General features: G+C 35.9%; 25 protein-coding genes, 1 riboswitch and 1 other annotated feature. Of the genes, 16 read left to right on the top strand and 9 right to left on the bottom strand.

Translation table 11 applies throughout. The features are described from left to right. Nucleotides 1-43: 43 nt before the first annotated feature. Nucleotides 44-244, bottom strand: a complete 201-nt coding sequence (locus tag G9F74_RS02515) for a hypothetical protein (protein ID WP_002093303.1) — start codon at nt 242-244, stop codon at nt 44-46. A gap of 141 nt (nt 245-385) precedes the next feature. Between G9F74_RS02515 and G9F74_RS02510 the strand changes: the two genes are divergently transcribed. Continuing rightward, nucleotides 386-1,624, top strand: a complete 1,239-nt coding sequence (locus tag G9F74_RS02510) for a DNA polymerase IV (RefSeq protein WP_016109076.1) — start codon at nt 386-388, stop codon at nt 1,622-1,624. A 41-nt stretch (nt 1,625-1,665) separates the two neighbouring features. Here G9F74_RS02510 and G9F74_RS02505 read toward each other — a convergent pair whose 3' ends face one another. The 3 genes from G9F74_RS02505 to G9F74_RS02495 all read right to left on the bottom strand — a co-directional run bounded on the left by G9F74_RS02505 (nt 1,666) and on the right by G9F74_RS02495 (nt 6,144). Next, nucleotides 1,666-2,367 carry an MgtC/SapB family protein gene (locus G9F74_RS02505; protein ID WP_016109075.1) on the bottom strand — a complete coding sequence of 234 codons (702 nt, stop codon included), beginning with the start codon at nt 2,365-2,367 and terminating at the stop codon, nt 1,666-1,668. 124 nt (nt 2,368-2,491) lie between these two features. Further along, a complete protein-coding gene (mgtA, locus tag G9F74_RS02500) occupies nt 2,492-5,197 on the bottom strand; it encodes a magnesium-translocating P-type ATPase (protein WP_016109074.1) in 2,706 nt (901 codons plus the stop codon). Between the two features lie 332 nt (nt 5,198-5,529). Continuing rightward, nucleotides 5,530-5,697: riboswitch (M-box (ykoK) riboswitch) on the bottom strand. A 195-nt stretch (nt 5,698-5,892) separates the two neighbouring features. After that, nucleotides 5,893-6,144, bottom strand: a complete 252-nt coding sequence (locus tag G9F74_RS02495; protein WP_000665711.1) for a DUF3932 family protein — start codon at nt 6,142-6,144, stop codon at nt 5,893-5,895. A 189-nt stretch (nt 6,145-6,333) separates the two neighbouring features. On the opposite strand from G9F74_RS02495, the gene rnz reads away from it, so the two are divergent. From rnz to sdaAA, 4 genes are all read left to right on the top strand, one after another. After that, nucleotides 6,334-7,257 (top strand): ribonuclease Z, encoded by a 924-nt coding sequence (gene rnz, locus G9F74_RS02490; protein ID WP_000397436.1) that lies wholly within the window; start codon nt 6,334-6,336, stop codon nt 7,255-7,257. Nucleotides 7,258-7,940: 683 nt separating this feature from the next. After that, nucleotides 7,941-8,084, top strand: coding sequence for a hypothetical protein (locus tag G9F74_RS29850; RefSeq protein ID WP_033668556.1), 144 nt, complete (start codon nt 7,941-7,943; stop codon nt 8,082-8,084). Nucleotides 8,085-8,132: 48 nt separating this feature from the next. Continuing rightward, nucleotides 8,133-8,792, top strand: coding sequence for an L-serine ammonia-lyase, iron-sulfur-dependent subunit beta (sdaAB, locus tag G9F74_RS02480; RefSeq protein WP_000877455.1), 660 nt, complete (start codon nt 8,133-8,135; stop codon nt 8,790-8,792). Nucleotides 8,793-8,810: 18 nt separating this feature from the next. Further along, nucleotides 8,811-9,689: an L-serine ammonia-lyase, iron-sulfur-dependent, subunit alpha gene (gene sdaAA, locus G9F74_RS02475; RefSeq protein ID WP_000489451.1), complete on the top strand. Its 879-nt coding sequence runs from the start codon at nt 8,811-8,813 to the stop codon at nt 9,687-9,689. 49 nt (nt 9,690-9,738) lie between these two features. On the opposite strand, the gene proI is transcribed toward sdaAA, so the two are convergent. After that, entirely contained in the window at nt 9,739-10,578 is an 840-nt protein-coding gene (proI, locus tag G9F74_RS02470; RefSeq protein WP_000027276.1) for a pyrroline-5-carboxylate reductase ProI, read from the bottom strand. A 165-nt stretch (nt 10,579-10,743) separates the two neighbouring features. Here proI and G9F74_RS02465 point away from each other — a divergent pair, with 165 nt between their 5' ends. Both G9F74_RS02465 and G9F74_RS02460 read left to right on the top strand, forming a co-directional pair. Beyond that, nucleotides 10,744-11,697, top strand: a complete 954-nt coding sequence (locus G9F74_RS02465; protein WP_000125110.1) for an MBL fold metallo-hydrolase — start codon at nt 10,744-10,746, stop codon at nt 11,695-11,697. A gap of 9 nt (nt 11,698-11,706) precedes the next feature. Continuing rightward, on the top strand, nt 11,707-12,501 hold the full coding sequence (locus tag G9F74_RS02460) for an SDR family oxidoreductase (protein WP_000147787.1): 795 nt from the start codon (nt 11,707-11,709) through the stop codon (nt 12,499-12,501). 31 nt (nt 12,502-12,532) lie between these two features. Here G9F74_RS02460 and G9F74_RS02455 read toward each other — a convergent pair whose 3' ends face one another. Next, nucleotides 12,533-12,718, bottom strand: coding sequence for a YqzH family protein (locus G9F74_RS02455; protein ID WP_001003215.1), 186 nt, complete (start codon nt 12,716-12,718; stop codon nt 12,533-12,535). Between the two features lie 224 nt (nt 12,719-12,942). Here G9F74_RS02455 and argC point away from each other — a divergent pair, with 224 nt between their 5' ends. From argC to G9F74_RS02420, 7 genes are all read left to right on the top strand, one after another. Next, on the top strand, nt 12,943-13,980 hold the full coding sequence (gene argC, locus G9F74_RS02450) for an N-acetyl-gamma-glutamyl-phosphate reductase (protein WP_016109073.1): 1,038 nt from the start codon (nt 12,943-12,945) through the stop codon (nt 13,978-13,980). Between the two features lie 10 nt (nt 13,981-13,990). Then, nucleotides 13,991-15,214 (top strand): bifunctional glutamate N-acetyltransferase/amino-acid acetyltransferase ArgJ, encoded by a 1,224-nt coding sequence (gene argJ, locus G9F74_RS02445; protein WP_000598406.1) that lies wholly within the window; start codon nt 13,991-13,993, stop codon nt 15,212-15,214. A gap of 11 nt (nt 15,215-15,225) precedes the next feature. Further along, nucleotides 15,226-15,993 (top strand): acetylglutamate kinase, encoded by a 768-nt coding sequence (argB, locus tag G9F74_RS02440; protein WP_016109072.1) that lies wholly within the window; start codon nt 15,226-15,228, stop codon nt 15,991-15,993. After that, nucleotides 15,990-17,150: an acetylornithine transaminase gene (locus G9F74_RS02435; protein ID WP_000200530.1), complete on the top strand. Its 1,161-nt coding sequence runs from the start codon at nt 15,990-15,992 to the stop codon at nt 17,148-17,150. Before argB ends, G9F74_RS02435 begins: the two co-directional genes overlap by 4 nt. Nucleotides 17,151-17,162: 12 nt before the next feature. After that, a complete protein-coding gene (argF, locus tag G9F74_RS02430; protein ID WP_016109071.1) occupies nt 17,163-18,113 on the top strand; it encodes an ornithine carbamoyltransferase in 951 nt (316 codons plus the stop codon). Between the two features lie 137 nt (nt 18,114-18,250). Continuing rightward, on the top strand, nt 18,251-18,811 hold the full coding sequence (locus G9F74_RS02425) for a DUF2062 domain-containing protein (protein ID WP_002044856.1): 561 nt from the start codon (nt 18,251-18,253) through the stop codon (nt 18,809-18,811). A gap of 58 nt (nt 18,812-18,869) precedes the next feature. After that, nucleotides 18,870-19,076, top strand: coding sequence for a hypothetical protein (locus G9F74_RS02420; protein WP_000291937.1), 207 nt, complete (start codon nt 18,870-18,872; stop codon nt 19,074-19,076). A 24-nt stretch (nt 19,077-19,100) separates the two neighbouring features. Here the strand turns inward: G9F74_RS02420 and G9F74_RS02415 are convergent, their stop codons facing one another. Both G9F74_RS02415 and G9F74_RS02410 read right to left on the bottom strand, forming a co-directional pair. Continuing rightward, nucleotides 19,101-19,547 carry a MarR family winged helix-turn-helix transcriptional regulator gene (locus G9F74_RS02415; protein WP_000445820.1) on the bottom strand — a complete coding sequence of 149 codons (447 nt, stop codon included), beginning with the start codon at nt 19,545-19,547 and terminating at the stop codon, nt 19,101-19,103. A gap of 72 nt (nt 19,548-19,619) precedes the next feature. Then, nucleotides 19,620-20,399: a GDSL-type esterase/lipase family protein gene (locus G9F74_RS02410; protein WP_000755809.1), complete on the bottom strand. Its 780-nt coding sequence runs from the start codon at nt 20,397-20,399 to the stop codon at nt 19,620-19,622. Between the two features lie 365 nt (nt 20,400-20,764). Between G9F74_RS02410 and cpdB the strand changes: the two genes are divergently transcribed. Beyond that, entirely contained in the window at nt 20,765-23,116 is a 2,352-nt protein-coding gene (gene cpdB / locus G9F74_RS02405; RefSeq protein WP_016109070.1) for a bifunctional 2',3'-cyclic-nucleotide 2'-phosphodiesterase/3'-nucleotidase, read from the top strand. Nucleotides 23,117-23,173: 57 nt separating this feature from the next. On the opposite strand, the gene nhaC is transcribed toward cpdB, so the two are convergent. Continuing rightward, nucleotides 23,174-24,547: a Na+/H+ antiporter NhaC gene (gene nhaC / locus G9F74_RS02400; protein WP_000253727.1), complete on the bottom strand. Its 1,374-nt coding sequence runs from the start codon at nt 24,545-24,547 to the stop codon at nt 23,174-23,176. A 278-nt stretch (nt 24,548-24,825) separates the two neighbouring features. Next, nucleotides 24,826-25,046, bottom strand: a binding site (T-box leader). Between the two features lie 140 nt (nt 25,047-25,186). Between nhaC and G9F74_RS02395 the strand changes: the two genes are divergently transcribed. Then, on the top strand, nt 25,187-25,543 hold the full coding sequence (locus tag G9F74_RS02395) for a hypothetical protein (protein WP_000727842.1): 357 nt from the start codon (nt 25,187-25,189) through the stop codon (nt 25,541-25,543). The last annotated feature ends 100 nt before the right edge of the window (nt 25,544-25,643 follow it).

Raw genomic sequence — 25,643 nt, 5'->3', positions numbered from 1 at the left:
AATAAAAAAGACGTGTGAACCAATTATGGTTTACACGTCTTTTTTATTTTGATTCAACTGCTTTCACTAGGCGGATAAACCAATATAAGAAAATCCATGGCAGTATATAAGTTGTTACGATACTTAGTAAACGAGGGAGGAGTCCAGCTGTATTAATATTAAAAATGGGGAGTAGTAAGTAATTAATTAAGAGGATTAATATAATAATGAGAAAGGTAGAGTTAAGTTTACTATTAGATTTCATAATAAGTCACTCGTTTTACAATAATATCCATATTTCGTATTAAGTATAGCAAAAATAAGGATAAAAAGAATAAGTAATTATTATATTGTACATGAATTTGGTATAATGAAGGAACGAATGTTCTTTTGAGGGGGGAGTACTATGCGAGAAATGTATCCGAAAAATGGCCGTGTTATTTTACATGTGGATATGAATTGTTTTTTCGCATCTGTTGAAATTGCTCATGATTCATCATTACAAGGAAAGCCATTAGCGGTTGCTGGAAATGAAAAAGAGAGAAAAGGAATTATTATAACGTGTAGTTATGAGGCGAGAGAATATGGAATACGTACGACGATGCCTCTTTGGGAAGCGAAAAGGTTATGCCCACAATTAGTTGTAAGGCATCCAAATTTTACATTATATCGTGAAGCTTCATTTCAAATGTTTCAAATCCTTTCCCGTTTTACAGAAAAGATACAACCAGTCTCTATAGATGAAGGATATTTAGATATTACAGATTGCTATGCACTCGGTTCGCCTCTTGAAATAGCAAAGATGATTCAACAAGCGTTGTTAACAGAGTTACAGCTTCCGTGTAGTATTGGAATTGCTCCAAATCTTTTTCTAGCAAAGACCGCTTCAGATATGAAAAAGCCACTTGGTATTACTGTACTTCGAAAACGTGATATTCCAGAATTGATTTGGCCACTTCCAGTTGGAGCCATGCATGGAATTGGTGAGAAAACAGCTGAAAAATTAAATGATATTCATATACAGACAATTGAACAATTGGCAAAGGGAGACGAGCATATCATTCGCGCTAAAATTGGAAAGCACGGTGTTGATTTACAAAGGCGTGCAAAAGGTATGGATAATAGAGAAGTTGATCCGAGTCAAATGGGACAGCATAAAAGTGTCGGTAATTCGACGACCTTTTCAAAGGATATGGATGAAGAGAAAGAGTTACTTGATATGTTAGAACGTTTATCAAAATCAGTGAGTAAAAGATTACAAAAGCGAACTCTTGTCAGCTATAATATTCAAATTATGATTAAATACCATGATAGGCGAACGGTAACACGGAGTAAGCAATTGAAAAATGCAATTTGGGAAGAACGCGATATTTTTCAAGCAGCATCCCGTTTATGGAAGCAACATTGGGACGGTGATTCCGTTCGTTTATTAGGTGTTACAGCTACTGAAATAGAGTGGAAGACAGAATCGGTGAAACAATTAGATTTGTTTTCATTTGAAGAGGATGCGAAAAAAGAACCGCTACTTGCTGTCATTGATCAAATTAATGATAAGTATGGAACACCGCTTTTACAACGAGGTAGTCAACTACTACGTAAGCAAGAGAAGTCGTTTCAACAAAAGTTAGAAAATAAGTTTATGTAGAAGGTGTCATGAAGTAGTAAATAGCATGACACCTTTCATATTTAACTTGCTTCTAAATCTAAAGAAGTCCTCCACCCAGCAGCAGTAACGCCAGATTCTAATAACATTCTACTTACTATTTTTTCAATTAAGATAGCCGCATTTGTCTTGCAATGTAATGTAGCCTGTATACAGACTTTTTGCTTAGAATCTACATCTTCACTATATAACTCTTTTAAACCGAGACCTTCTGTACTTACCATGTGCATGAGTAAAAAACGAATATGTGCTTCATTTTCTTCGGAACAAGTAAGAGAAAGGAAGTAGTTTGTTTGTTCAGGTGATTCTTCTTTTGATTTTTTATTCATAAAGAGAGCGATCGGGCGAAGTAGTATATTTGCTAGTAAAACGCCGGCTGCACCTAATATAGCTGCAAGGAGAAAACCAGCGCCTGTAAGAGTACCGACAGCAGTAGCACACCATAAAGTAGCCGCAGTATTTAATCCTCTAATACTAAAACCGTCACGGATAATCACACCGCCTCCTAAAAAGCCAATCCCACTAACAACTTGAGCAGCAATACGTGAGGGGCTAGCATCATGATCAAGCATGACGGATAATAAAACAAATATACAGGCACCAAGTGATACGAGAGCATTTGTCCGTAAACCGGCCATCCGGTGTCTCCATTGCCTTTCCATTCCGATGCAAGCACCTATAATAATTGCGATAAATAATCTTAATACAATGTCATACCATACCATCATGGTCACCTCCATACATATAAGTACGTGTGATGTTTTTAAGAATGAGTGGGGAGTACCACTCATTCTCGTTTTTATCCCGCTATTTGCGGGCAGTAAGACCCCCACTGATTAAAGTTTCACTTTATAACCAGCTATGAAACTTTTTAATATAAACTTTTTTCAGGAATTGTGTTAAGAAAGCATAGCCTAATAGTATTCCTACTAGCCAAGGGAAATAGCTAAGTGGTAATGCTTGTAAACCAACGGCCGCACCAAGCGGTGAGAATGGAATATAAATTCCGATTGCCATAATACAAGCGGTTAATAAAAGTACCGGTGCTGATGCAGTACTTTGAATGAATGGAATCTTCTGTGTTCTTATCGTGTGAACGATTAAAGTTTGTGTGAGCAGTCCAACGACAAACCAACCAGATTGGAATAATGATTGTTCGCTAGGTGTATTTGCACCGAAGACATTCCACATGACTACGTATGTGATAATATCAAATATGGAACTAATTGGACCGATACAAATAATGAAGTTCCGTAAGTTTGCAGTATCCCATTTTCTCGGTTTTTCTAAAAATTCTTTATCCATTTTGTCCCATGGAATAGACAGCTGTGAAATATCGTAAAGCAAGTTTTGAATTAAAAGGTGAATGGCAAGCATCGGTAAAAAGGGAATGAAAGCACTTGCCACTAACACACTAAATACATTTCCAAAGTTAGAGCTAGCCGTCATTTTAATATATTTTAAAATATTTCCGAACGTAGTGCGTCCTTCTAAAATACCCGCTTCTAATATAGTTAAACTTTTTTCAAGTAGAATAATATCGGAAGACTCTTTTGCGATATCAGTTGCAGTATCAACAGATATTCCAACGTCAGCATCCCGTAGTGCTACGGCATCGTTAATACCATCCCCCATATAACCTACTGTATGACCGTTCCCCTGTAAGGCACGAATAATGCGAGATTTTTGCATTTGATTTAGTTTTGCGAACACTGTTGTTTCTTCGGCTAGTTTTGCTAATGCTTTATCTGGTAAAGAATCAATCTCGTAGCCAAGGATAGGCTCACCAATATCCAATCCAACTTCTTTACAAACTTTTTTTGTAACAATTTCATTATCACCAGTTAAAATTTTTACTTGTACACCATGTTTCTGTAATGCTTGAATAGCAACAGCTGCAGATGGTTTCGGTGGATCTAAAAAGCCAATATATCCAGCGAGAATCATATTAGTTTCATCTTTTACTGTGTACTCTTTATCATTTATTTTTCTATCTTTTTTATAAGCTACAGCAATTACACGCATACCTTCGCCATTCAATGTCTCACTTAGTTGTTTGACATTTGAGCGCATTTCCTCGGTCAGTTGAACAATCTTTCCGTTTGATTCAGTGTAGTTACAAATGGATAAAATTTCTTCTACGGCACCTTTACAAACCATTGTATGTTCACCTGAGATGTCTTTGACGATGACGGACATGCGACGGCGGGCAAAATCAAATGGAATTTCATCTAGTTTTTGAAACCTTGAAGGGTCGAACTTTTGTTTTTCTTCTGTATGCTCAATAACAGCTTTATCTATTAAATTTTTCAATCCGGTTTGATAGAAGCTATTTAAATATGCAAACTGTAATACACGATCGCATGTATTACCAGTAGGATCTAAATGTCTAACAAGAACAACTTTATCCTCTGTCAATGTCCCAGTTTTATCTGTACAAAGAATGTTCACCGCGCCTAAGTTTTGAATAGAATTTAGCTGTTTTACAATAACTTTTTGCTTAGACATGTTCACAGCACCTTTAGCTAAATTAGCAGTTACAATCATTGGTAACATTTCAGGTGTAAGACCAACTGCAATAGCGATAGCGAAGAAGAAAGCTTCTTGCCAATCACCTTTTGTGAATCCATTAATGAGAAGGACAATGGGCGCCATAATAAGCATGAATGTAATTAAGAGCCAGCTTACTTTGTTTACACCTTTATCAAAGCTTGTTTCTGCGCGCTTCCCGATTACTTTATTCGCTAAAGAGCCGAAATACGTATCGGTACTTGTTGAAACGACAACCGCTTTTGCGCTACCACTTACAATATTCGTACCCATAAAGCAAAGGTTTTCCATATCGAGTGGATTGAAATTTTTTTTCATATTTTTTGGTAAGATATTCTTGTTTTCTGTATGGTAGCAGTTTTCGTATTTTTCTACAGGAAGTGCTTCCCCGGTTAATGAAGACTGATTAACAAATAAATCTTTAGCCGATAAAATACGCACATCAGCTGGAACGATGTCACCGGCTGAAAGTGAAATAATATCGCCAGGTACAAGTTCTTCAATTGGAATTTCTATTGTATAATTTCGATTTAAATTCGTTACGTTTTTTGTTTCGTGTACAAATCCATCTATTCTAAAGGCGCTCGCGGTTGTTCGAACCATAGCCTTTAATTTATCCGCGGCTTTTTGAGAGCGGAATTCTTGTAAAAAGCGAATCGTTGAACTTAGAAGTACCATTACAGATACGACAATTGTTCCTTGCATGTCATCTGTGAAAAAAGAGAGCGCTCCAAGAGCTAATAAAACAAAAATAAATGGATTTTTAAATGCCAGCAGAAATTGAATGTACCACGGCAATGTTTTATTATGAGCAATTTCGTTCGGACCATATAAAGAAAGTCTACGGGACGCTTCTTGTTTAGAGAGTCCATTTTCTGTAGTTTCTAGAAGTTTTAATGCAGAGTTTATATCTTGTGTTGCAACTTCCACTAATACTTTGTTATTTGTTTGCATGCTATCTTGATCGTAAGCATGCTTTGCTTCTTGTCTTTGTAAATTTAACATCGGTAGTTCCTCCTTTGTCATGAAGGAGGAAACAATCTGTTACTCGACTATTTAAAATTAGGAGGAACAGCTTCTTTCCTACCTACATGATGAAATATGAACGTAAAACATATGGGTATCTGGGCCGAATCATCACTTGCCACTGTTCCTCACCTCCGTCCAATTTAATAGTTTCTGAATATGCTATGTTTGTTTCATAGTCAGGTGCATAAAGACATAAAAAAGACCTTTACTCACAACGAGTAAAGGTCTGAATTCACAGTTAAAAAACGTCCACACGAAAGCCTGTTAGTAAACATAGCTAAAAACAGTTTTTGTGTATGACAAAATACATGCACCTCTCCCTCGTTGAGTTTTAGCACTGTATAGCATAGGTACTGAAACCAGCTACGTTAAAAAAGGCCTTCATTCCGACCTTTCCTGTTGACCCATTGGCGTCTCTCGACATTTTTGGGCAGCAGCGTTTCTCTATACAGGAGCCTCACCTAACAGAGACCATATTCAATTACATGTTGAATGTTAGCACTGTAAAATCGTAGTGTCAATATCTTTTTAATCTGTTTTTTTGAAAAATCAAATAGATTTATGAAGGGTATATAGTATGAAATAAGTTGTATTTTTTGAGAATAAGTTGGAAAAATAAAAAATAATGAACATAAATAAAAAGCACTCATTACAGTGCTTTTTATAATAGATTATGAGATTGTAGGATTTTCAAAAATAACAATTTCTGAGTTATTTGTTGTTGAAACGCGTTGTGCGTAATATGTTAAAGCTGAAGAAATATATGTTGGTAATGTCTCATTTGTATGTGATGTTGTATATTCATGGATTAATTCTTTTAAAGTCGTCCATTCTAATTGTGCTGGGTGATCAGACACGAAAGAACTTACCCAGCGATCAAATGAAGATGAAAAATCAGTTTGTAAACGAAATACTTCTTTCATAATAAAACGCTCCCTTAAAATGTAGTACAATCATTTTACCACAAAACACGAACGATAGCTAAATTTTTTGAGTATAACGTTCGTGTTATATAGTTGTCTAGATGATTGGTTATGTAAATTCAATTTGCCATTTGAAATAACATTCCGTAAGATGAAAGATAGATTATATAAAGAGCTGGAGGAAAGAAAGTGGAATTTGTATTTTTAGGAACTGGTGCAGGTGTTCCTTCAAAAGGAAGGAATGTTTCAGCAATTGCTTTGCAGTTGTTAGAAGAACGAGGACAGACTTGGTTATTTGACTGTGGCGAGGCGACGCAACATCAAATACTACATACGTCTGTACGTCCACGCCGCATTGAAAAAATATTTATTACGCATTTACATGGCGATCATATTTTTGGATTGCCGGGTTTATTGGGTAGCCGTTCGTTTCAAGGTGGAACAACAAAATTAACAGTGTACGGACCAAAAGGAATTAAACAATTTATTGAAGTGGCATTATCAGTAAGTACGACACATGTGAAATATCCACTTGAAATCGTTGAGATAACAGAAGAAGGTACTGTGTTTGAAGATAATGAGTTTTATGTAGAAACGAAAAAATTGTCACATGGCATTGAATGTTTTGGATATCGTATTGTAGAGAAAGATATACAAGGTGTTCTTTTAGTCGATAAATTGCTCGAAATGGGAGTGAAACCAGGGCCAATCTTTAAGCGTTTAAAAGATGGAGAAGTAGTTGAATTAGAGAATGGTACGATACTAAATGGAAAAGATTTTATCGGTCCGCCTCAAAAGGGAAGAATTATTACCATTTTAGGTGATACACGATATTGCGAAGCGAGTAGAGAGCTAGCACAAAATGCTGATGTACTTGTTCATGAAGCAACTTTTGCGGCAGACGATGAACAACAAGCGCATGATTATTTTCATTCCACATCTAAGCAAGCTGCGAGCATTGCACTTCATGCAAATGCGAAACGATTAATATTAACTCACATTAGTTCTCGTTATCAAGGAGATACATATAAGGAATTATTGAAAGAGGCACGAGAGTTATTTCCTAATACAGAAATAGCGACAGATTTAAAATCATTTCCAGTAGAAAAATAATGATTTTTGGAAAAATGGTAACATTAGGTTACCATTTTTTTATGTCTAAAAAATTTTAAAAATAAAACTGTTATTATTTTATACTTAAACTTGGATGATACAGAAACTTAGAATGGTTTGAATATATAGGATAAAAATACGTAATAATGATTATTTAGAAAAACTGTTATATAAGTCAGATGACATACAAGTAATACAAATAGCAGAAAGGGACTTTTATTCAGAACTTTTAAAATTCAACAAAAGTAAGCGTTTTATAAAAAACAAGCTATAATGAGGGCAGATTACAATTTATTATAAGTCACATGCATATTAGTCATTGTCGTAACAAGTGAAGTTGACTAAAACATGAGAGAGTAATATGGAGATTATAATAGGAAAGATATCATTATTTGTACTAAGTCTTTTTTACTTTTTAGCTAAACGGTATGATTAGCTAGTGTAGCTGTTGCAAGTGCTTTAGTAGAAGCTTTTTTAATAATAAGTTGGTGGGGATTTAATTGGTATACCACTCTTTAAAAGAGTTCAGAACATCAGCAGGTAGTCTAGGTTGAGTAGCGGGTGCAAATTTAGTTGTATTAACAATGGTTATATCACCTGTTTATGCTATGCTTGCAATGGCTTCTGTGTTAAACTTTGGATTGCTACCAGGATTTATTGCTGGTTATCTTATATCGTTTTAAATGAAAGTAATGCTATATTTCTTATGTATTATGGTATCTGGTATTATTTCAGGATATTGGTTCATTTTATTCAAAAACTATCCAATTCGTATAGCGGAACAAATTCGTGGTAGAACTGGAACAGCAACAAATGTGGCAGCTTAATAAAATAGTAGAATAAATTTTTTTCATAGAGGTTTAGGGGGAGTTATGATGAAGTACCGCTCAGTGTTTGATATTATTGGTCCGGTTATGATTGGTCCATCAAGTTCACATACAGCAGGCGCGGCAAGAATGGGGCAAGTTGCTCGTCAGCTGTTTCGTCATGAGCCAGAGAGAGTTAGCATTTCATTATATGGTTCATTTGCAAAAACATACCGTGGTCACGGTACGGATGTAGCGCTAATCGGTGGAATACTTGGATTTGAAACAGATGATTTACGTATTCCAAGTGCGTTAGATATTGCAAAAGAACGCGGGATTGAAGTGGAATTCATTGAAGAAGATGCAAATGCTCCGCATCCAAATACAGCGAAAATTCGTCTGTATAAAGGTGAAGAGGAAATTGAAGTTGTTGCTTGCTCAATTGGTGGCGGTAAAATTGAAGTTGTAGAATTAAACGGATTCGATCTTCAATTAACAGGCACGAGTCCAGCACTACTTATTGTAAATAACGATCGCTTTGGTGCTATCGCAGCTGTAGCTTCCATTCTTGCGAAACACGAGATTAACATTAGTACAATGAGCGTTTCTCGTAAAGAAAAAGGAAGAAGAGCGCTTATGGTCATTGAAACAGATGAATTGTTAGCAGATGAAGTGATTGAAGAAATAAAAGGGCAACAAAATATTTGTCAAGTAACTATTATGGATTAATTGCAGGGGGGACACACCATGTTTCGGAACGCAGCGGAACTAGTGGCGCAAGCTAAAGAACAAAATGTAAAAATCGCAGAAATTATGATTCAATGTGAAATGGAAACAAGACATATTTCACGTGAAGAAGTAATTGCTGGTATGGAAAAGAACTTAGTCGTGATGGAACAAGCAGTAGAACGTGGTATTCGCGGCGTGAAATCACCAACTGGTTTAACTGGCGGTGATGCTGTAAAAGTTCAAGCGTATATGAAGAGCGGAAAAGGCTTATCTGGAGATACGATTTTGGACGCAGTGAGTAAAGCTGTTGCAACAAATGAAGTAAACGCGGCGATGGGGATTATTTGTGCAACACCAACAGCAGGTTCTGCTGGAACAGTGCCAGGTGTACTGTTTGCACTGAAAGAAAAATTACAACCTACACGTGAAGAAATGATTGAATTTTTATTTACAGCAGGAGCTTTCGGTATGGTAGTTGCGAATAATGCTTGTATTTCTGGTGCGGCAGGAGGATGCCAAGCAGAAGTTGGTTCAGCAAGTGGAATGGCAGCGGCAGCAGCAGTTGAGATGGCTGGTGGAACACCAGATCAAGCAGCTACAGCGATGGCAATTTCATTAAAGAATATGCTTGGTTTAGTGTGCGATCCTGTTGCAGGACTTGTAGAAGTACCTTGTGTAAAGCGTAATGCAGCGGGTGCTTCAAATGCGATGATTTCAGCGGATTTATCATTAGCTGGTGTAACGAGTACAATTCCATGTGATGAAGTGATTGAGGCAATGTTTAGAATCGGACAAACGATGCCAGTAGCACTTCGTGAAACAGCTGAAGGCGGGCTTGCAGCAACACCGACAGGTCGTCGTCTACAAGAAGAGATTTTTGGAAAGAGTAATAACTAAAAGTATATGATGATAAAAAATGGAGCTCAAGTAAGATTGAGCTCCATTTTTATTTTTCTTTTGTGAGTTGTTCCAATGTTTTTCCAAGATCATGTGATCGTTTCGTTGCCTGTGTAATACAAGAAACGAGTGCTTGTTGAAATTTATTTTCCTGTAATACTTCAATGCCTGCTTCGGTAGTTCCGCCAGGAGATGTAATTTCCTTTCGCAAAATAGAAGGGTGTTTTTCGCTTGCTTTTAGCATTTCAGCAGCACCAATCATCGTCTGAAGAATAAGCGATTTTGCAACATCTTCTTTTAAACCAATTTTTTTTGCGGCATCTTCCATCGCCTCTACTACGTAATAAATATAAGCTGGTCCACTTCCAGACAATGCAGTGACAGCATGCATATCTTCTTCCTCTACAACAGAGACGAGACCGACCGTTTCAAATAAAGATTTTGCAGTTTGAATATGTTCCGCTGTTGTATGTTTTGAAGGCGAAATAGCGGTAGCTGATTTTAAAATAGCGGCAGATGTATTTGGCATTGCACGAATGATCGGAACGTTTTTTTGAAGTAGGTTTCTAATCGAGTGAGTAGAAACACCTGCTAATAACGAAATAATAAGCAAATCCTTATTTATATATTCTTTAAGAGGGGTAAGCGCTTCTGCAACATCCTTTGGTTTCATTGCTAGAAAAAGAATATTTGTATTAGCAAGTAGTTCTTTTTTGTTATGCGTACCTTTGACACCATATTTTGTATGTAGCTCTTGTAACCTTGTCTCGTTAGAACGATTACTTACGGTAATTTGTTCTCCTTTAACTACATTTGCGTGTAACAATCCACCAATAATCGCTTCGGCAATAGAGCCTGCACCGAGAAAGGATATGTTTTGAATAGACATGATGTTCCTCCTTTAAACTTGGTTAGAAATACTTATAAATGTACATACATTCGGTTTTTTATAGAAAACACCTCTTTTTATCTGAAAATAATGACAAATTTATGTAGAAGTTGTAAACTGAAGAGGTATTCATTTTTGAACCGGAAAGAGTCAGGGGGGCTAAGCATGACGGCGATTCACCGAATGGAGATTCCTGTGCCATTTGCAGTTGAGACTGTGAATGTGTTTTTAGTTGAGGGGGAGACATTAACATTAATTGATACAGGGACGAATACAGAAGAGGCAAAAAATGCGTTAGAAAGTCAATTAGGTGCATTAGGTTATACGATAGAAGATATTGAAACGGTAGTGATTACGCATCATCATGCGGATCATTGTGGACTTTTAAATATATTTTCTGAGAAAACGAATATTATTGGACACCCTTGGAATGAGCCGTGGATCACGCAAAATCCAGAGTTTTTAAAGCGGTATCATGAGTTTTTTAGAGAGACAGCCTTGCAGTTCGGTGTTCCAGCAGCATTTTTGAATGACGAGGCATTATTGACGACAAGGACACTTAAATATTCTTGTAATAGATCGTTAACACATACTGTGAGAGAGGGGGATCGTATTGATTCTTTACCTGGGTTTACAGTAATTGAAACCCCAGGTCATGCTTCTACTCATATTTCTTTATATAGAGAATCCGATGGGATATTAATTGGTGGGGATGCTCTCATTAGTCATATTTCTTCAAATCCAATATTAGAACCACCATATGAAGGGCAAACGGAAAGAGCACGTCCATTGCTACAATACAATCAAACGTTAAAACGTTTAAGTGAAATGAATATTTCACGTATTTTATCAGGGCATGGGGAAGATGTTCTAAATGTGAAACAACTTATTGAAACGAGGTTACAAAAGCAAGAAACACGTGCATTTAAAGTACTTGAGTTATTAAAGGAAAAACCGATGACAGCATTTGAAGTATGTGTGAAGCTATTTCCAGTATTATATAAAGAACAATTGCCGCTTACTATCTCCGAAACTGTTGGACAATTAGACTTTTTAGCATATAATCAACAAGTGATGATTGATGAATCTTCGCAACAATTGATTTATTATGCAAAGTAGGTGACAGCAATGACAGGACGCTTACAAGAAAAAGTAATCGTCATTACAGGCGCTTCTAGTGGAATTGGAGAGCAAGTTGCAATGCAAGTTGCAGAGCAGGGAGCGACTCCAGTATTAATGGCTCGAACAGAGGAGAAACTACAAGCGTTAGCAGACAAAATAAAAAAAACTTATAATACGCCTTGCTATTATTATGTATTAGACGTAAGTGAAGAGACGAAAGTACAATCTGTTTTTTCAAAGGTATTACAAGAAGTGGGACGTATTGATATATTGGTAAACAATGCGGGTTTTGGTATTTTTAAAACGTTTGAAGAGGCATCAATGGATGAAGTAAAGGATATGTTCCAAGTAAATGTATTTGGACTAGTAGCTTGTACGAAAGCGGTATTACCTTATATGGTAAAAAGAAATGAAGGACATATAATTAATATAGCTTCACTTGCTGGGAAAATTGCAACTCCGAAATCGAGTGCGTATGCAGCAACGAAACATGCCGTATTAGGGTTTACGAATAGTTTGCGCATGGAATTATCGAATACAGATATTTATGTAACAGCAATTAACCCAGGACCGATAGATACGAACTTTTTTGAAATAGCTGATCAATCTGGTACATATGTAAAAAATATGGGACGTTACATGTTAAAACCAACATATGTAGCAGAACAAATCGTAAAGGCGATGCAAACGAAAAAACGTGAAGTGAATTTGCCGAAGTGGATGGGAATGGGGCCTAAGCTCTATGCGTTATTCCCTGGTTTATTTGAACGTGTAGCAGGAAAATCATTAAGTAAAAAATAGGAGATTTCCATATGGAAATCTCCTATTTTTTTTATTTTCCAGTCACATAATCGTAAACGGTATCCTCAATTGCCTCGTATACGTCAATTTCATTATTCGAATGAATAATCACTTGAATATGTTTTACTAACATTTCCTGATCCTCTTTTGATACAGGATTGCATTGATATTGCTGAAAACTTTTTATAATCATTTTCTCAATTAACTTTTCGTTCATATTTTTCCCCGCCTGTATGTACGTATGTATTGTTTTATTGTACTTGAAGTGAAATGAAAAAACTACCATGCACTATTCTTGTATAAAAATTCGGTTGAGTATATTGTTTTTCTAGTAAAATTAAGTTTTTTTAGTTTTAAAAATTTATAAATATTTAATTGACTCTATAAATATACAATATTATAATCATACTTAATCTAAAGAATCAATATGAGGAGGAACTTATGAAAGTCGCAATTATTGGAGCAACTGGATATGGAGGTATTGAATTAATTCGGTTATTAGAGCAGCATCCGTATTTTTCGATATCATCTCTCCATTCTTTTTCGCAAGTTGGTGAGTGTATAGCGAATGTATATCCACATTTTCGAAATATCCTTGTCCATACGTTACAAGAAATTGATGTGGAGGAAATAGAGAAGGAAGCAGAAATTGTATTTTTAGCAACCCCAGCAGGTGTATCGGCAGAATTAACTCCAAAATTATTACAGGTAGGTTTAAAAGTAATTGACCTATCTGGAGACTTTCGTATGATAGATCCCTCATCATATGAACTGTGGTATAAAAGGCCAGCTGCACAAGAAGAAATTCTTAGGAAAGCAGTATATGGGCTAAGTGAATGGAAAAGGTCTGAGGTTCAAAATGCAGATTTAATTGCAAACCCAGGATGTTTTGCTACAGCTGTATTATTAGCGATAGCGCCGTTAATGCGTAGCGGCATAATTGAAGAAGATTCCATTATTATTGATGCGAAATCAGGAGTATCTGGAGCGGGCAAAACGCCAACAACAATGGCTCACTTTCCTGAGTTATATGATAACTTACACATTTATAAAGTTAATCAGCATCAGCATATTCCTGAGATTGAGCAAATGCTTGCAGAGTGGAATAGTGAAATGAAGCCAATCACGTTTAGTACACATTTAATACCGATATCACGGGGGATTATGATTACACTTTATGCGAAAGTGAAAAAGGAAATGAAAATAGAGCAGCTTCAAAAATTGTATGAAGAAACGTATGAATACTCAGCTTTCGTTCGAGTTCGCTCTCATGGAGAATTTCCAAGTCTGAAAGAAGTAAGGGGCTCAAATTATTGTGATATTGGGGTAGCTTACGATGAAAGAACAGAAAGAGTTACGGTCGTTTCTGTTATAGACAATATGATGAAAGGTGCGGCTGGGCAAGCGATTCAAAACGCAAATGTATTAGCGGGATTGGAAGAGACAACAGGTTTACAGCATATGCCGCTTTATCCATAAGGGGGACATGATGATTAAAGTAGCGTCTATTACAAAATTAGAAAGTGGTTCAATTGTAACGCCGAAAGGCTTTTCGGCAATCGGTACTAGCAATGGTTTGAAAAAGGAGAAAAAGGATTTAGGTGCAATCGTTTGTGACGTACCAGCATCGTGCGCCGCTGTTTATACAACAAATCAAATACAAGCAGCACCCCTGCAAGTAACGAAAGATAGTATAGCAACTGAAGGGAAATTACAAGCAATTATCGTTAATAGCGGAAATGCAAATGCTTGTACAGGAATGAAAGGTTTGCAAGACGCTTACGAGATGCGCGCATTAGGGGCAGAACATTTTGGGATGAAAGAAAATTACGTTGCGGTCGCTTCAACTGGTGTAATTGGAGTACTATTACCGATGGATAGCATTCGCAAGGGAGTTACATCTCTTATACCGACAAAAGAAGTAAGTGAAGCTCATTCTTTTTGTGAAGCAATTTTAACGACGGATCTTATAACGAAAGAAACTTGTTATGAGATGATTATTGATGGAAAAGAAGTGACTATCGCTGGTGTTGCTAAAGGTTCAGGAATGATTCATCCGAATATGGCAACGATGCTTAGTTTTATTACAACAGATGCCAATATAGAGCATGAAGTATTGCAAACAGCATTATCACAAATTACGAATCATACATTTAACCAAATTACGGTAGATGGAGATACTTCTACAAATGATATGGTCATCGTTATGGCAAGTGGATTGTCGGAAACGAAACCAATCAATATGGAACACACAGATTGGGAAACTTTCGTATTTACTTTACAGAAGGTATGTGAAGATTTAGCAAAAAAAATTGCACAAGATGGTGAAGGTGCTACGAAGTTAATAGAAGTAAATGTGCTAGGGGCTAAAGCGAGTGAAGAGGCAAAGAAAATTGCAAAGCAAATAGTTGGTTCAAGTCTTGTGAAAACCGCAATACACGGTGAAGACCCAAATTGGGGGCGAATTATTAGCAGTATTGGACAAAGTGAAGTAACGATTAATCCAAATACAATTGATATTACTCTTCAATCTATCGTTGTGCTAAAAAATAGTGAACCTCAAATATTTTCTGAAGAGGAAATGAAAAAGAAATTAAAAGAACATGAAATTATTATTGATGTGTATTTACATGTAGGAAAAGAGACCGGATCAGCTTGGGGATGCGACTTAAGTTATGATTATGTAAAAATAAACGCTTGTTATCGTACATAAGGAGAGAGAAGATGAGTGATTATATCGTAATTAAATGCGGCGGTAGCATGTTGGATCAATTAAATCATGTGTTTTTTGGTTGTATAAAGAAATTGCAACAGAAGTATAAGGTAGTGATTGTCCATGGTGGTGGCCCAGAAATTGATGCCAAATTAAAAGAGTGTCATATCAAAGTGGAAAAAAGAGATGGATTACGAGTAACACCAAAAGAAGTGAGGGATGTTGTTCAAATGGTGCTATGTGGTAGTACAAATAAAAAGTTTGTAATGAATTTACAAAAGAATAATTTACTGGCCGTAGGGCTTTCAGGGTGTGATGGTAATTTACTTCAAGTTCAACCTGTCAGCGAAGAAATAGGATATGTAGGAGAGGTAAGTTATGTAGAAACAACCTTATTAAAAAAATTAATAGATATGAATTATATTCCTGTTATTGCCCCAATCGGAATAAATGGTAATGAGGTGTATAACATAAATGCGGATACTGCTGCAGCTGGGATTGCGGATGCGCTATCCGCAAAAGAACTTATTTTCATTACAGATGTAGATGGGATATTACATGAAGGGAAATTGGTAAAGAAAACAGATGAGTCTGAGATTGCAACTTTTATAGAAAAAGGTGTTATTACAGGCGGGATGATTCCGAAAGTACAGGCGGCACTTACATCATTAAAAATGGGAGTACAAAAGGTAAGTATTGTGAATGGTACAAAGGATTTTACTGAGGTCACAGGCGAGTGTATCGGAACGACGGTAACGAAAGGCGTGAGTATTGTATGACGAGTCATCTTTTTCAAACGTATGGAAGAAGAAACGTTGAGTTTGTAAAGGGGAATGGAACGAAAGTTATTGATAAACATGGTAAGCAATATGTAGATTTCACTTCCGGTATTGGAGTATGTAATTTAGGACATTGTCATCCTACTGTTGTAAAGGCGGTTGAAAAGCAACTTGGAGACATATGGCATATATCGAATTTATTTACAAACTCCTTACAAGAAGAGGTTGCATCGTTAGTAACAGAAAATACAGCATTAGATTATGTGTTTTTTTGTAATAGCGGGGCAGAGGCGAATGAAGCAGCTTTAAAGCTAGCTCGTAAGCATACTGGAAAATCTCTAGTCGTAACATGTGAGCAGTCTTTTCACGGTAGAACATTTGGAACGATGAGTGCAACAGGTCAAGATAAGGTGAAAGAAGGGTTTGGTCCACTACTTCCGTCTTTTTTACATATCCCTTTTAACGATATACAAGCATTAGAGGAAGTAATGAATGAAGAAGTTGCGGCAGTAATGATAGAAGTTGTTCAAGGAGAGGGCGGAGTCATACTAGCTGATTCGTTTTTTTTGAAAGAAATCGAAATATTATGTAATAAGTACGGTTCTCTATTTATTATAGACGAAGTACAAACGGGTATAGGAAGAACCGGAACACTATTCGCTTACGAACAAATGGGAATAAAACCTGATATCGTTACTATCGCTAAGGCTCTTGGAAATGGTATTCCCGTTGGAGCAGTAATTGGTAGGAAAGAACTGGGCTCTTCTTTTAATGCGGGATCACACGGTTCAACTTTTGGAGGGAATTATATTGCGATGACTGCTGCGAAAGAAGTGTTACAGGTAAGCAAGGAACCATCCTTTTTAAAAGACGTACAGGAAAAGGGCGAATACGTATTAAAGAGATTGCAAGAAGAGTTATGTCATGTCGAATGTATTCAAAATATTCGTGGCAAGGGGCTTATGATTGGAATCGAATATAAGCATGAAGTTTCAAATTTTATAGAACAACTTGAAAAAGACGGGCTACTCGTATTACAAGCAGGGCCGAATGTCATAAGACTATTACCGCCACTCATTGTAACGAATGAAGAGTTAGAACAGGCAGTATATATGATAAAAAAAGTAGTTTGTACAAAAAACGTATCAATCATATAAGGGGGAAATTTCATGTCAACTGTACAAGTACCGAAATTAAATACGAAAGATCTTTTAACACTAGAAGAATTAACGAAAGAAGAAATTATTTCTTTAATTGAGTTCGCTATATATTTAAAAAAGAATAAGCAAGAGCCTTTATTACAAGGTAAAATATTAGGGCTTATCTTTGATAAACATTCAACTCGTACTCGTGTATCTTTTGAAGCAGGAATGGTACAGCTCGGAGGACATGGAATGTTTTTAAGTGGGAAGGAGATGCAAATCGGAAGAGGAGAGACCGTTTCTGATACTGCGAAAGTACTGTCTCATTATATTGATGGGATTATGATACGTACATTCTCACACGCGGATGTAGAAGAGTTGGCAAAAGAATCGAGCATTCCTGTTATTAATGGATTAACGGATGATCATCATCCTTGTCAAGCATTAGCAGATTTAATGACGATATATGAAGAAGTGAATACATTTAAAGGAATTAAATTGGCTTTTGTAGGTGATGGGAATAATGTGTGTCATTCGTTACTGTTAGCGAGTGCAAAAGTCGGAATGAATATGACTGTGGCAACACCCGTAGGGTATGAACCGAATGAGGAAATTGTTAAAAAAGCGTTAGCGATTGCTAAAGAAACAGGCGCTGAAATTGAAATTTTGCATAATCCTGAATTAGCGGTACAGGAAGCAGATTTTATTTATACTGATGTTTGGATGAGTATGGGGCAAGATGGAGAAGAAGAGAAATATACTTTATTTCAACCTTATCAAATCAATAAAGAACTTGTTATGCATGCAAAGCAAACATATCGTTTCTTACACTGTTTACCTGCTCATCGTGAAGAAGAAGTAACAGGAGAAATTATTGATGGACCACAGTCTATCGTTTTTGAGCAAGCTGGTAATCGATTACATGCTCAAAAAGCATTATTAGTAAGTTTATTTAATAATGTAGAAGAACCTTCCTAAAAGGAAGGTTTTTTATATTAAAATGTCGGATGTATATTTGGTTAATCATTTTTATATCATTTATAATAGAAAGAGAAAACTAAATTTGTTATTCAGTGCGTGTAAGGACATACTACATATAAAATATAGTTAAAGAGATGATGAGAGTGAAAACAACTAAGCAAACATATTCGTTTTTTCAGCGGATGTGGAGAATATTAAAGTTTCAATATTATAAGTTGCTTCGATCGCCAGAAGGAGCAAAGAAAGTGTCGTTAGGTTTTGCTATTGGTTTTGGTTTAGAAATGTTAGTAATTTATACAGCATCGCTCGTATATGTAATATTTTATCCAATCGTTCGATTAGCAAAAGGATCATTTCCTGCTGCAGTTATTGGCAATATTATTGGGAAAATATCGTTTCTCCCAGTGTTTTTATTTCCGCTTGCGTATGCGCTAGGGAAAATGATTTATCCATTTCATGTACAACAAATACATCATGAACCATTTACGATATCGGACTTGTTTTCAAGTCACATTTTTACGATGTTAAAGAGCTTATTACAGAGTGAAGTATATGTATTAATTGGAATGACAATTTTAGGAGTTGTATTCGGTGTAGTTTCATATTTCGTTGTGCATTATTTATATGAAAAGAATCGTAAGTTACGTTTGAAGAACAGAAAGAAAAAAGTGAGAGAACCACTTGTACAAATATAAAGAATGGCACATTCATTTTCTCCTTTGAATATGTTTAAGAAAAAGGGGGAGAGAATGGATGTATTATTACTATGTACCTCAAGTATACCCATATATAAATTATTATCCGGTAAACGATCTGAGACAGCAAGTTGGAGTGTATCAACAGCAACAATTTCAGCAATTGCCACAAATACCACCACAACAATCGACGCAAGATCAAAAACCATATTTAACGACATGGCCATATTCAAATGTATACTACGGTAATTATTATGAATCATAAAGCTGCTTCTATTTAGAAGCAGCTTTATGCGTTTGTTTTCAAAATTAAATTTTGAATGGTTTGAAGAGATTGAATGAGCTTTTCGCGCTCTTCCTCAGATAATGTTTGGAAATTTTCTTTTAGTTTGTCTAAAATGAATTGCTGATACTGATTTACTAATAATTTCCCTTCAGCTGTTAGAGAAATTAAAATGACCCGTCGATCTTTTTCGCTATAATGACGCTCTATTAGTTCCTCTTGAATAAGTTTGTTTAATAGAGGTGTCATGTTAGGCCTTGAAATCGCTAGCCGCTTGCCGATTTCGGAAACTGCTAATGTGCCATTTTCATGCAAAAGTAGTAATACTTGTGTATGTGATGGCGGCATATGTCTTTGAGAAGAAAATTCTCCAGGAAGCATAAATTTGCGATAAAAAAGAGGCACTAGCGAAAGAAGATGATCAACAATACGTTCCCACTCGCGTGATTCCATATAAAGGCCCCCTTCCACTTTCATTGTAACAAAAAAGACATGGTATAAAAATAGAATTGTTTCACAGCAGCTTTAATATTTGTAGGATAACACTTGCTTTGTAAATGTATTAGCAATAATCGCATAGCCGTTATCATTTGGGTGCACTTGGTCAAATAGTAAATCTTTTTTATCATTCGATATTAATTTACGAATTGGTAAAACGATAGACGGTTGATTTGCTTTTGAAATGGAATAAACGGATTCATTCCATCCGTCTAAAAACATGTCTGCATAACTTGCGATGGAGTCATCGAGTTGTAACGGGTTATAGAGTTCTGAGAGAATGAGTAAAGCGTTCGGATTTTGATCTCGAACTGTCTTTACAATAGTTTTTATATCCGCTTCAAAATGAGCTTTTTCTTTATTTAACATTTTAATACCATCTATAACACCGACATCACGATTTAAGCGAAATAAATTATTTCCTCCAATATTAATCGTAATTATATTTGCAGCTCTAATTTTTTGCTTTACATCTTCTGATTGAACTTTTTTAGCGAGACGATCTGTAGTAAGGCCGTTTATCCCAAGATTTTCTACTGTAATTGGTTTATGAATTTGTGCTTCTATTTGTCTGGAAGCTAATTCAGCAAATCCACCTTGTGTCGATCCATATCCTTTAGCGAGTGAATCACCTAATACGAGGTGATAAAAGGAGTCGTTTGTTTGCTTATCAATCCAACTTGGAGCAGATGTTTTCTCTGTTTTGTCTTCAGGTTCGTTTTGTTTTGTCTCATCGTTCTTTTCAAAATTAGAATAAGAAATGATTAGAAGGAGGAGACAAACAACTATTAAGATGACTTTTTTCATAAATTCATCCTCCTTGTAATTGGTAATTGTATCATATTCAGCAGTATTAGCAATGTAAGGGCATATTATATGTTTATGAAAAGTTTACAATAACTTTACAGAAAATTTGTTGAAGTTTGTCAAAAAATATTGACGATACGAAAGAGTTTTATATATGATAATGTCAGATAAGGTGAAATGCTACTTAGTGGGAGCTTTATCTCCCGTTAATTGTTAGTCTTCATCAATCGAGCGTTTAAGGGGACTACTCGTTAGCGCAGGATGAAATGAAAATCGTGTCTCTAATAGAAGAAAAAAGGTATGTGATTATGGACCGATAGGGATTCATTTCATTATTTCTGGTAATTGTATAAGGGGGATTTTTTGTGAAAAAGTCAAAAAAAATGCTAGCTGGAGCAACTCTTGCTATAGGTGTAATAGCGCCGCAAGTACTGCCAACAACAGCTCATGCGGATGAGAATACTGGGGAGAGTACAGTTAACTTACGAATTCTAGAAACATCAGATATTCACGTTAACTTAATGAATTACGATTATTATCAAACGAAAACAGATAATAAAGTAGGTCTCGTGCAAACGGCAACACTTGTTAATAAAGCACGTGAAGAAGCGAAGAACTCTGTCCTATTTGATGATGGGGATGCATTACAAGGGACACCGCTTGGAGATTATGTAGCGAATAAAATAAACGATCCGAAAAATCCTGTGGATCCTAGTTATACACATCCATTATATCGTGTAATGAATTTAATGAAGTATGACGTCATCTCTCTTGGGAATCATGAATTTAACTATGGTTTAGATTATTTAAACAAAGTGATTAGTAAAACAAAGTTCCCGGTTATTAACTCGAACGTCTATAAAGATGATAAAGATAATAATGAAGAGAACGACCAAAATTACTTTAAACCATATCATATTTTTGAAAAAGAAGTAGAAGATGAATCAGGTCAAAAACAGAAGGTGAAAATTGGGGTAATGGGATTTGTTCCACCTCAAGTTATGAACTGGGATAAAGCAAATTTAGAAGGAAAAGTTAAAGCGAAAGATATAGTTGAAACAGCGAAGAAAATGGTGCCGAAAATGAAAGCGGAAGGTGCAGATGTTATCGTTGCACTAGCGCATTCTGGTGTTGATAAGAGTGGATACAACGTTGGCATGGAAAACGCATCGTATTATTTAACAGAAGTTACTGGTGTAGATGCAGTATTAATGGGACATTCACATACTGAAGTGAAGGATGTATTTAATGGTGTTCCAGTTGTAATGCCTGGTGTGTTTGGAAGTAACTTAGGTATTATTGATATGCAATTGAAAAAGGTAAACGGAAAATGGGAAGTACAAAAAGAGCAATCGAAGCCACAACTTCGTCCGATTGCTGATAGTAAAGGAAACCCATTAGTACAATCTGACCAAAATTTAGTTAATGAAATTAAAGATGATCATCAAGCGACAATTGATTATGTGAATACAGCTGTAGGAAAAACGACAGCGCCAATTAATAGTTATTTCTCATTAGTACAAGATGATCCTTCTGTGCAACTTGTGACAAATGCCCAAAAATGGTATGTCGAAAAGTTGTTTGCTGAAAATGGACAATATAGTAAATATAAAGGAATACCAGTTTTATCTGCAGGGGCACCATTTAAAGCAGGTGGCCGAAACGGTGCTACATATTATACGGATATTCCAGCTGGAACGTTAGCAATTAAAAACGTTGCAGATTTATATGTATATCCAAATACTTTATATGCTGTAAAAGTAAATGGAGCGCAAGTGAAAGAATGGCTTGAAATGTCTGCAGGTCAGTTTAATAAAATTGATCCAAAGGAAACGAAAGAACAGCCGTTAGTAAATATAGGCTATCCTACATATAACTTTGATATTTTAGATGGTTTAAAATACGAAATTGATGTGACGCAACCAGCGAAATACGATAAAGATGGAAAAGTTGTAAATGCAAATACGAATCGTATTATAAATATGACGTATGAAGGTAAGCCAGTAGCTGACAATCAAGAATTTATCGTCGCTACAAATAACTATCGTGGAAGTAGCCAAACGTTCCCAGGTGTAAGTAAAGGGGAAGTTGTATACCAATCACAAGATGAAACACGTCAAATCATTGTGAAGTATATGCAAGAAACACCAGTTATTAATCCAGCAGCCGATCAAAACTGGACATTTAAGCCGATTGTTGCAGATAAATTAAATACAACATTTGATTCTTCACCAAATGCACAAAAGTATATAAAGAAAGATGGGAAAATATCATATGTTGGACCATCTGAAAATGAATTTGCTAAATATGCAATTGATATAACGAAGAAGAACGATGGTGGAGAAAAACCAACAACACCACCAACAGGTGAAGGTAATAATGGAGGAAATCCAACGACACCACCAACAGGTGAAGGCAATAATGGAGGGAATCCAACGACACCACCAACAGGTGAAGGTAATAATGGAGGGAATCCAACGACACCACCAACAAATGAAGGTAATAGTGGAAACAATGCAGGATCTGGACAAACTACAACAGATGATCAAAATACAAAAGAAACAACGACAACTGTAAGTGAAAATAAAGAAGCTGACAAAGATGAACGTGATTTACCGAAAACAGGTGCAAGTGTTGCTTCTACAATTGGAGCGGGTCTTGCATTTGTTGGAGCGGGATTACTTATGTTATTTAGAAGAAAGAAAGCAAATAGATAGTAAAGTGTTGTATAAAAAAGGATTACCGCAATCGGTAATCCTTTTTTTACTTGTATATTATGAAACTGGTACTGCTTTTTCTTTTTTCCATGAAAGACCGAATCCAGTAAAGCCGACGATAATGGTTACAACTGGACAAGCTAAACAGAAGATTGCGTATGGCAGGTAATCGAATGTTGGAACGCTAAGGACGTTTGTTAAGAATACGCCACTTACACCCCATGGTACGAGTGGATTAATTACTGTACCAGCATCTTCTAGTACTCGTGATAAATTACGACGTTCTAAACCGACTTCATCGTATTTGTTAGCGAATGCTTGTCCTGTTAAAACGATTGACAAGTATTGTTCGCCGAGTAAGAAGTTTACACCAATTGCAGTTGAAGCAGTAGAAATAATTAAGCGTGTACTATTTTTAACAAAGCTAGAGATGATATTCATCAGCTGCGCGATAATACCCATCCCTTGTAGTAATCCTCCCATGCAAAGAGCTAGGAAAATAAGGGCAACGGACATCATCATACTTTGTAAACCGCCGCGAGATAATAAGCTATCAATATCTTTTATACCAGTTTTAGAAACGTAACCGTCCTGCATAATTTTCATTAAATCAGTTAGAGATGTACTAGGTTTGAAAATAAAGAGAATAATGATTCCTACTACGATTCCAGCAAGTAATGTTGGAACTGCTGGAACCTTTTTGAATGCGAATAGGAACAGTAATAAAATTGGAATAAGTGTAACGATAGAAATTGTTGCATTTTTTTCTAACGTGCTAATAAAGGATGTGAAATCAACATTGCCTCCAGATCCACTGCCTAAAATGAAATATGCAATAAAAGCAATAATGAAAGCTGGAACTGTCGTCCAAAGCATATTACGAATATGTTCAAATAAATCTACACCGGTTACAGCAGGAGCTAAGTTTGTTGTATCAGATAAAGGAGACATTTTATCCCCAAAGAATGCACCAGAAATAATTGCACCAGCGATAAGCGCTGGATCGTATCCAAGAGCACTACCCATGCCCATAAAGGCAAGTCCTACAGTTGCAGCAGTTGTAAATGCACTACCGATACTCGTTCCAACAATCGCACAAACAACAAAAACAGTTGGAACGAAAATTTTCGGAGATACAAGTTGGAAGCCGTATACCATTAAAGTTGGAATTGTTCCAGCTGCGATCCATACACTAATTAATACGCCTACAAGTAAGAAAATAAAAATAGATGGAATCCCCGCTGAAATACTACTGATCATCCCTTTTTCCATAGTAGACCAAGAGATTTTTTTCATAAACCCAAACGCTAATAAAATAACGATACCGAATAAAATCGGGATATGCGGTGAAACTTCTAATTGAATAACACTAAAACCAATACAGAAAAAGATAAAAATTGTTAAAAGAACAGATTCAATTTTTGAAACCATTGTTTTCCCCTCCTAATTAATCGAGAATAGTCTTTTTTATATAAAATTCGCCAATATTGTATATTTCCTTTTAAATTTTAGAATTTTTTGACAAATTACCGGTAATTTGTTAATACTTCTATATGATACGGAAATGATTGGATAAAAAAACGTCCCTGCATATAATTATGCAGGGACGAAGAAATCGCGGTACCACCCTAGCTTGTAAAATGAATGTATCACAAAATAAAGGGTCGTATGATATGCGTTAATAAAATAAAAAACGCCCCTGCAATATATGCAGGGACGAAAAATTCGCGGTACCACCCTAAATTGTGAAACAGTGTCGTTTCACCACTCTTTAGACATAACGGTCTATAACCGTCTTTCACTACTCCTTACGTTTCGTAAAAGAAGCTCCAGGGGGTAATTCATAATTCGCTCTGTACTGGTTCGCACCGACCACCAGCTCTCTGAAATCAGAAATCGAAATACTACTAAATCCTATCAACGCCGATTCATATGATGTTAATTAAATTTTTATCATATATTCATCATACATGTCAATAAAAATGTGTAATATTTTTTTAGGGAAATAAAGGAGATAGGTTTTAACATTGAAAAATGTGCGTTATAATGAATTCGAAAGGGGAGAAAAGAGTGAAGAAAAAACTAATTCTTTTTACCACCTTACTAGTCATTGGCGGAAGTGCTGGAATTTACACAGCTTTTGCAGCTGAATCAGAGCAGGTGAAGCAAAAGCAAATCCAGCAATCAGAAGTGAAGAAAGTGAAAGAAACGGAAGAGAAGAAGTCGATGGAAAAAGCAGCTGCGAAACTAGGAGTTTCTACTGATGAGAAAACAAAAGAGGAAATTACGAAAGAAGTAAACACAGCTAGATTTGAGAAGCGTCATGATTTATTAATTGAGCACGCAAAACAACTGGGAATTGATACAGAAGGAAAAAAAGATGAAGAGATTATTTTAGAAATCGGAAAGATACAGCATGGAAAGTAGAACAACTTATCGTATGATAAGTTGTTCTTTTTAAGAACTTTTTAATTTAAAAATAATTGACAGTCTTTTGGATTTAATGTTAACTATATCTATAAACTAG

Source organism: Bacillus sp. EKM202B, from assembly GCF_011066025.1.
GTDB classification, from domain to species: Bacteria; Bacillota; Bacilli; order Bacillales; family Bacillaceae_G; genus Bacillus_A; species Bacillus_A toyonensis.
The sequence above is the reverse complement of the archived record's forward strand: the minus strand, read 5'-3'. Positions and strand labels throughout refer to the sequence as shown.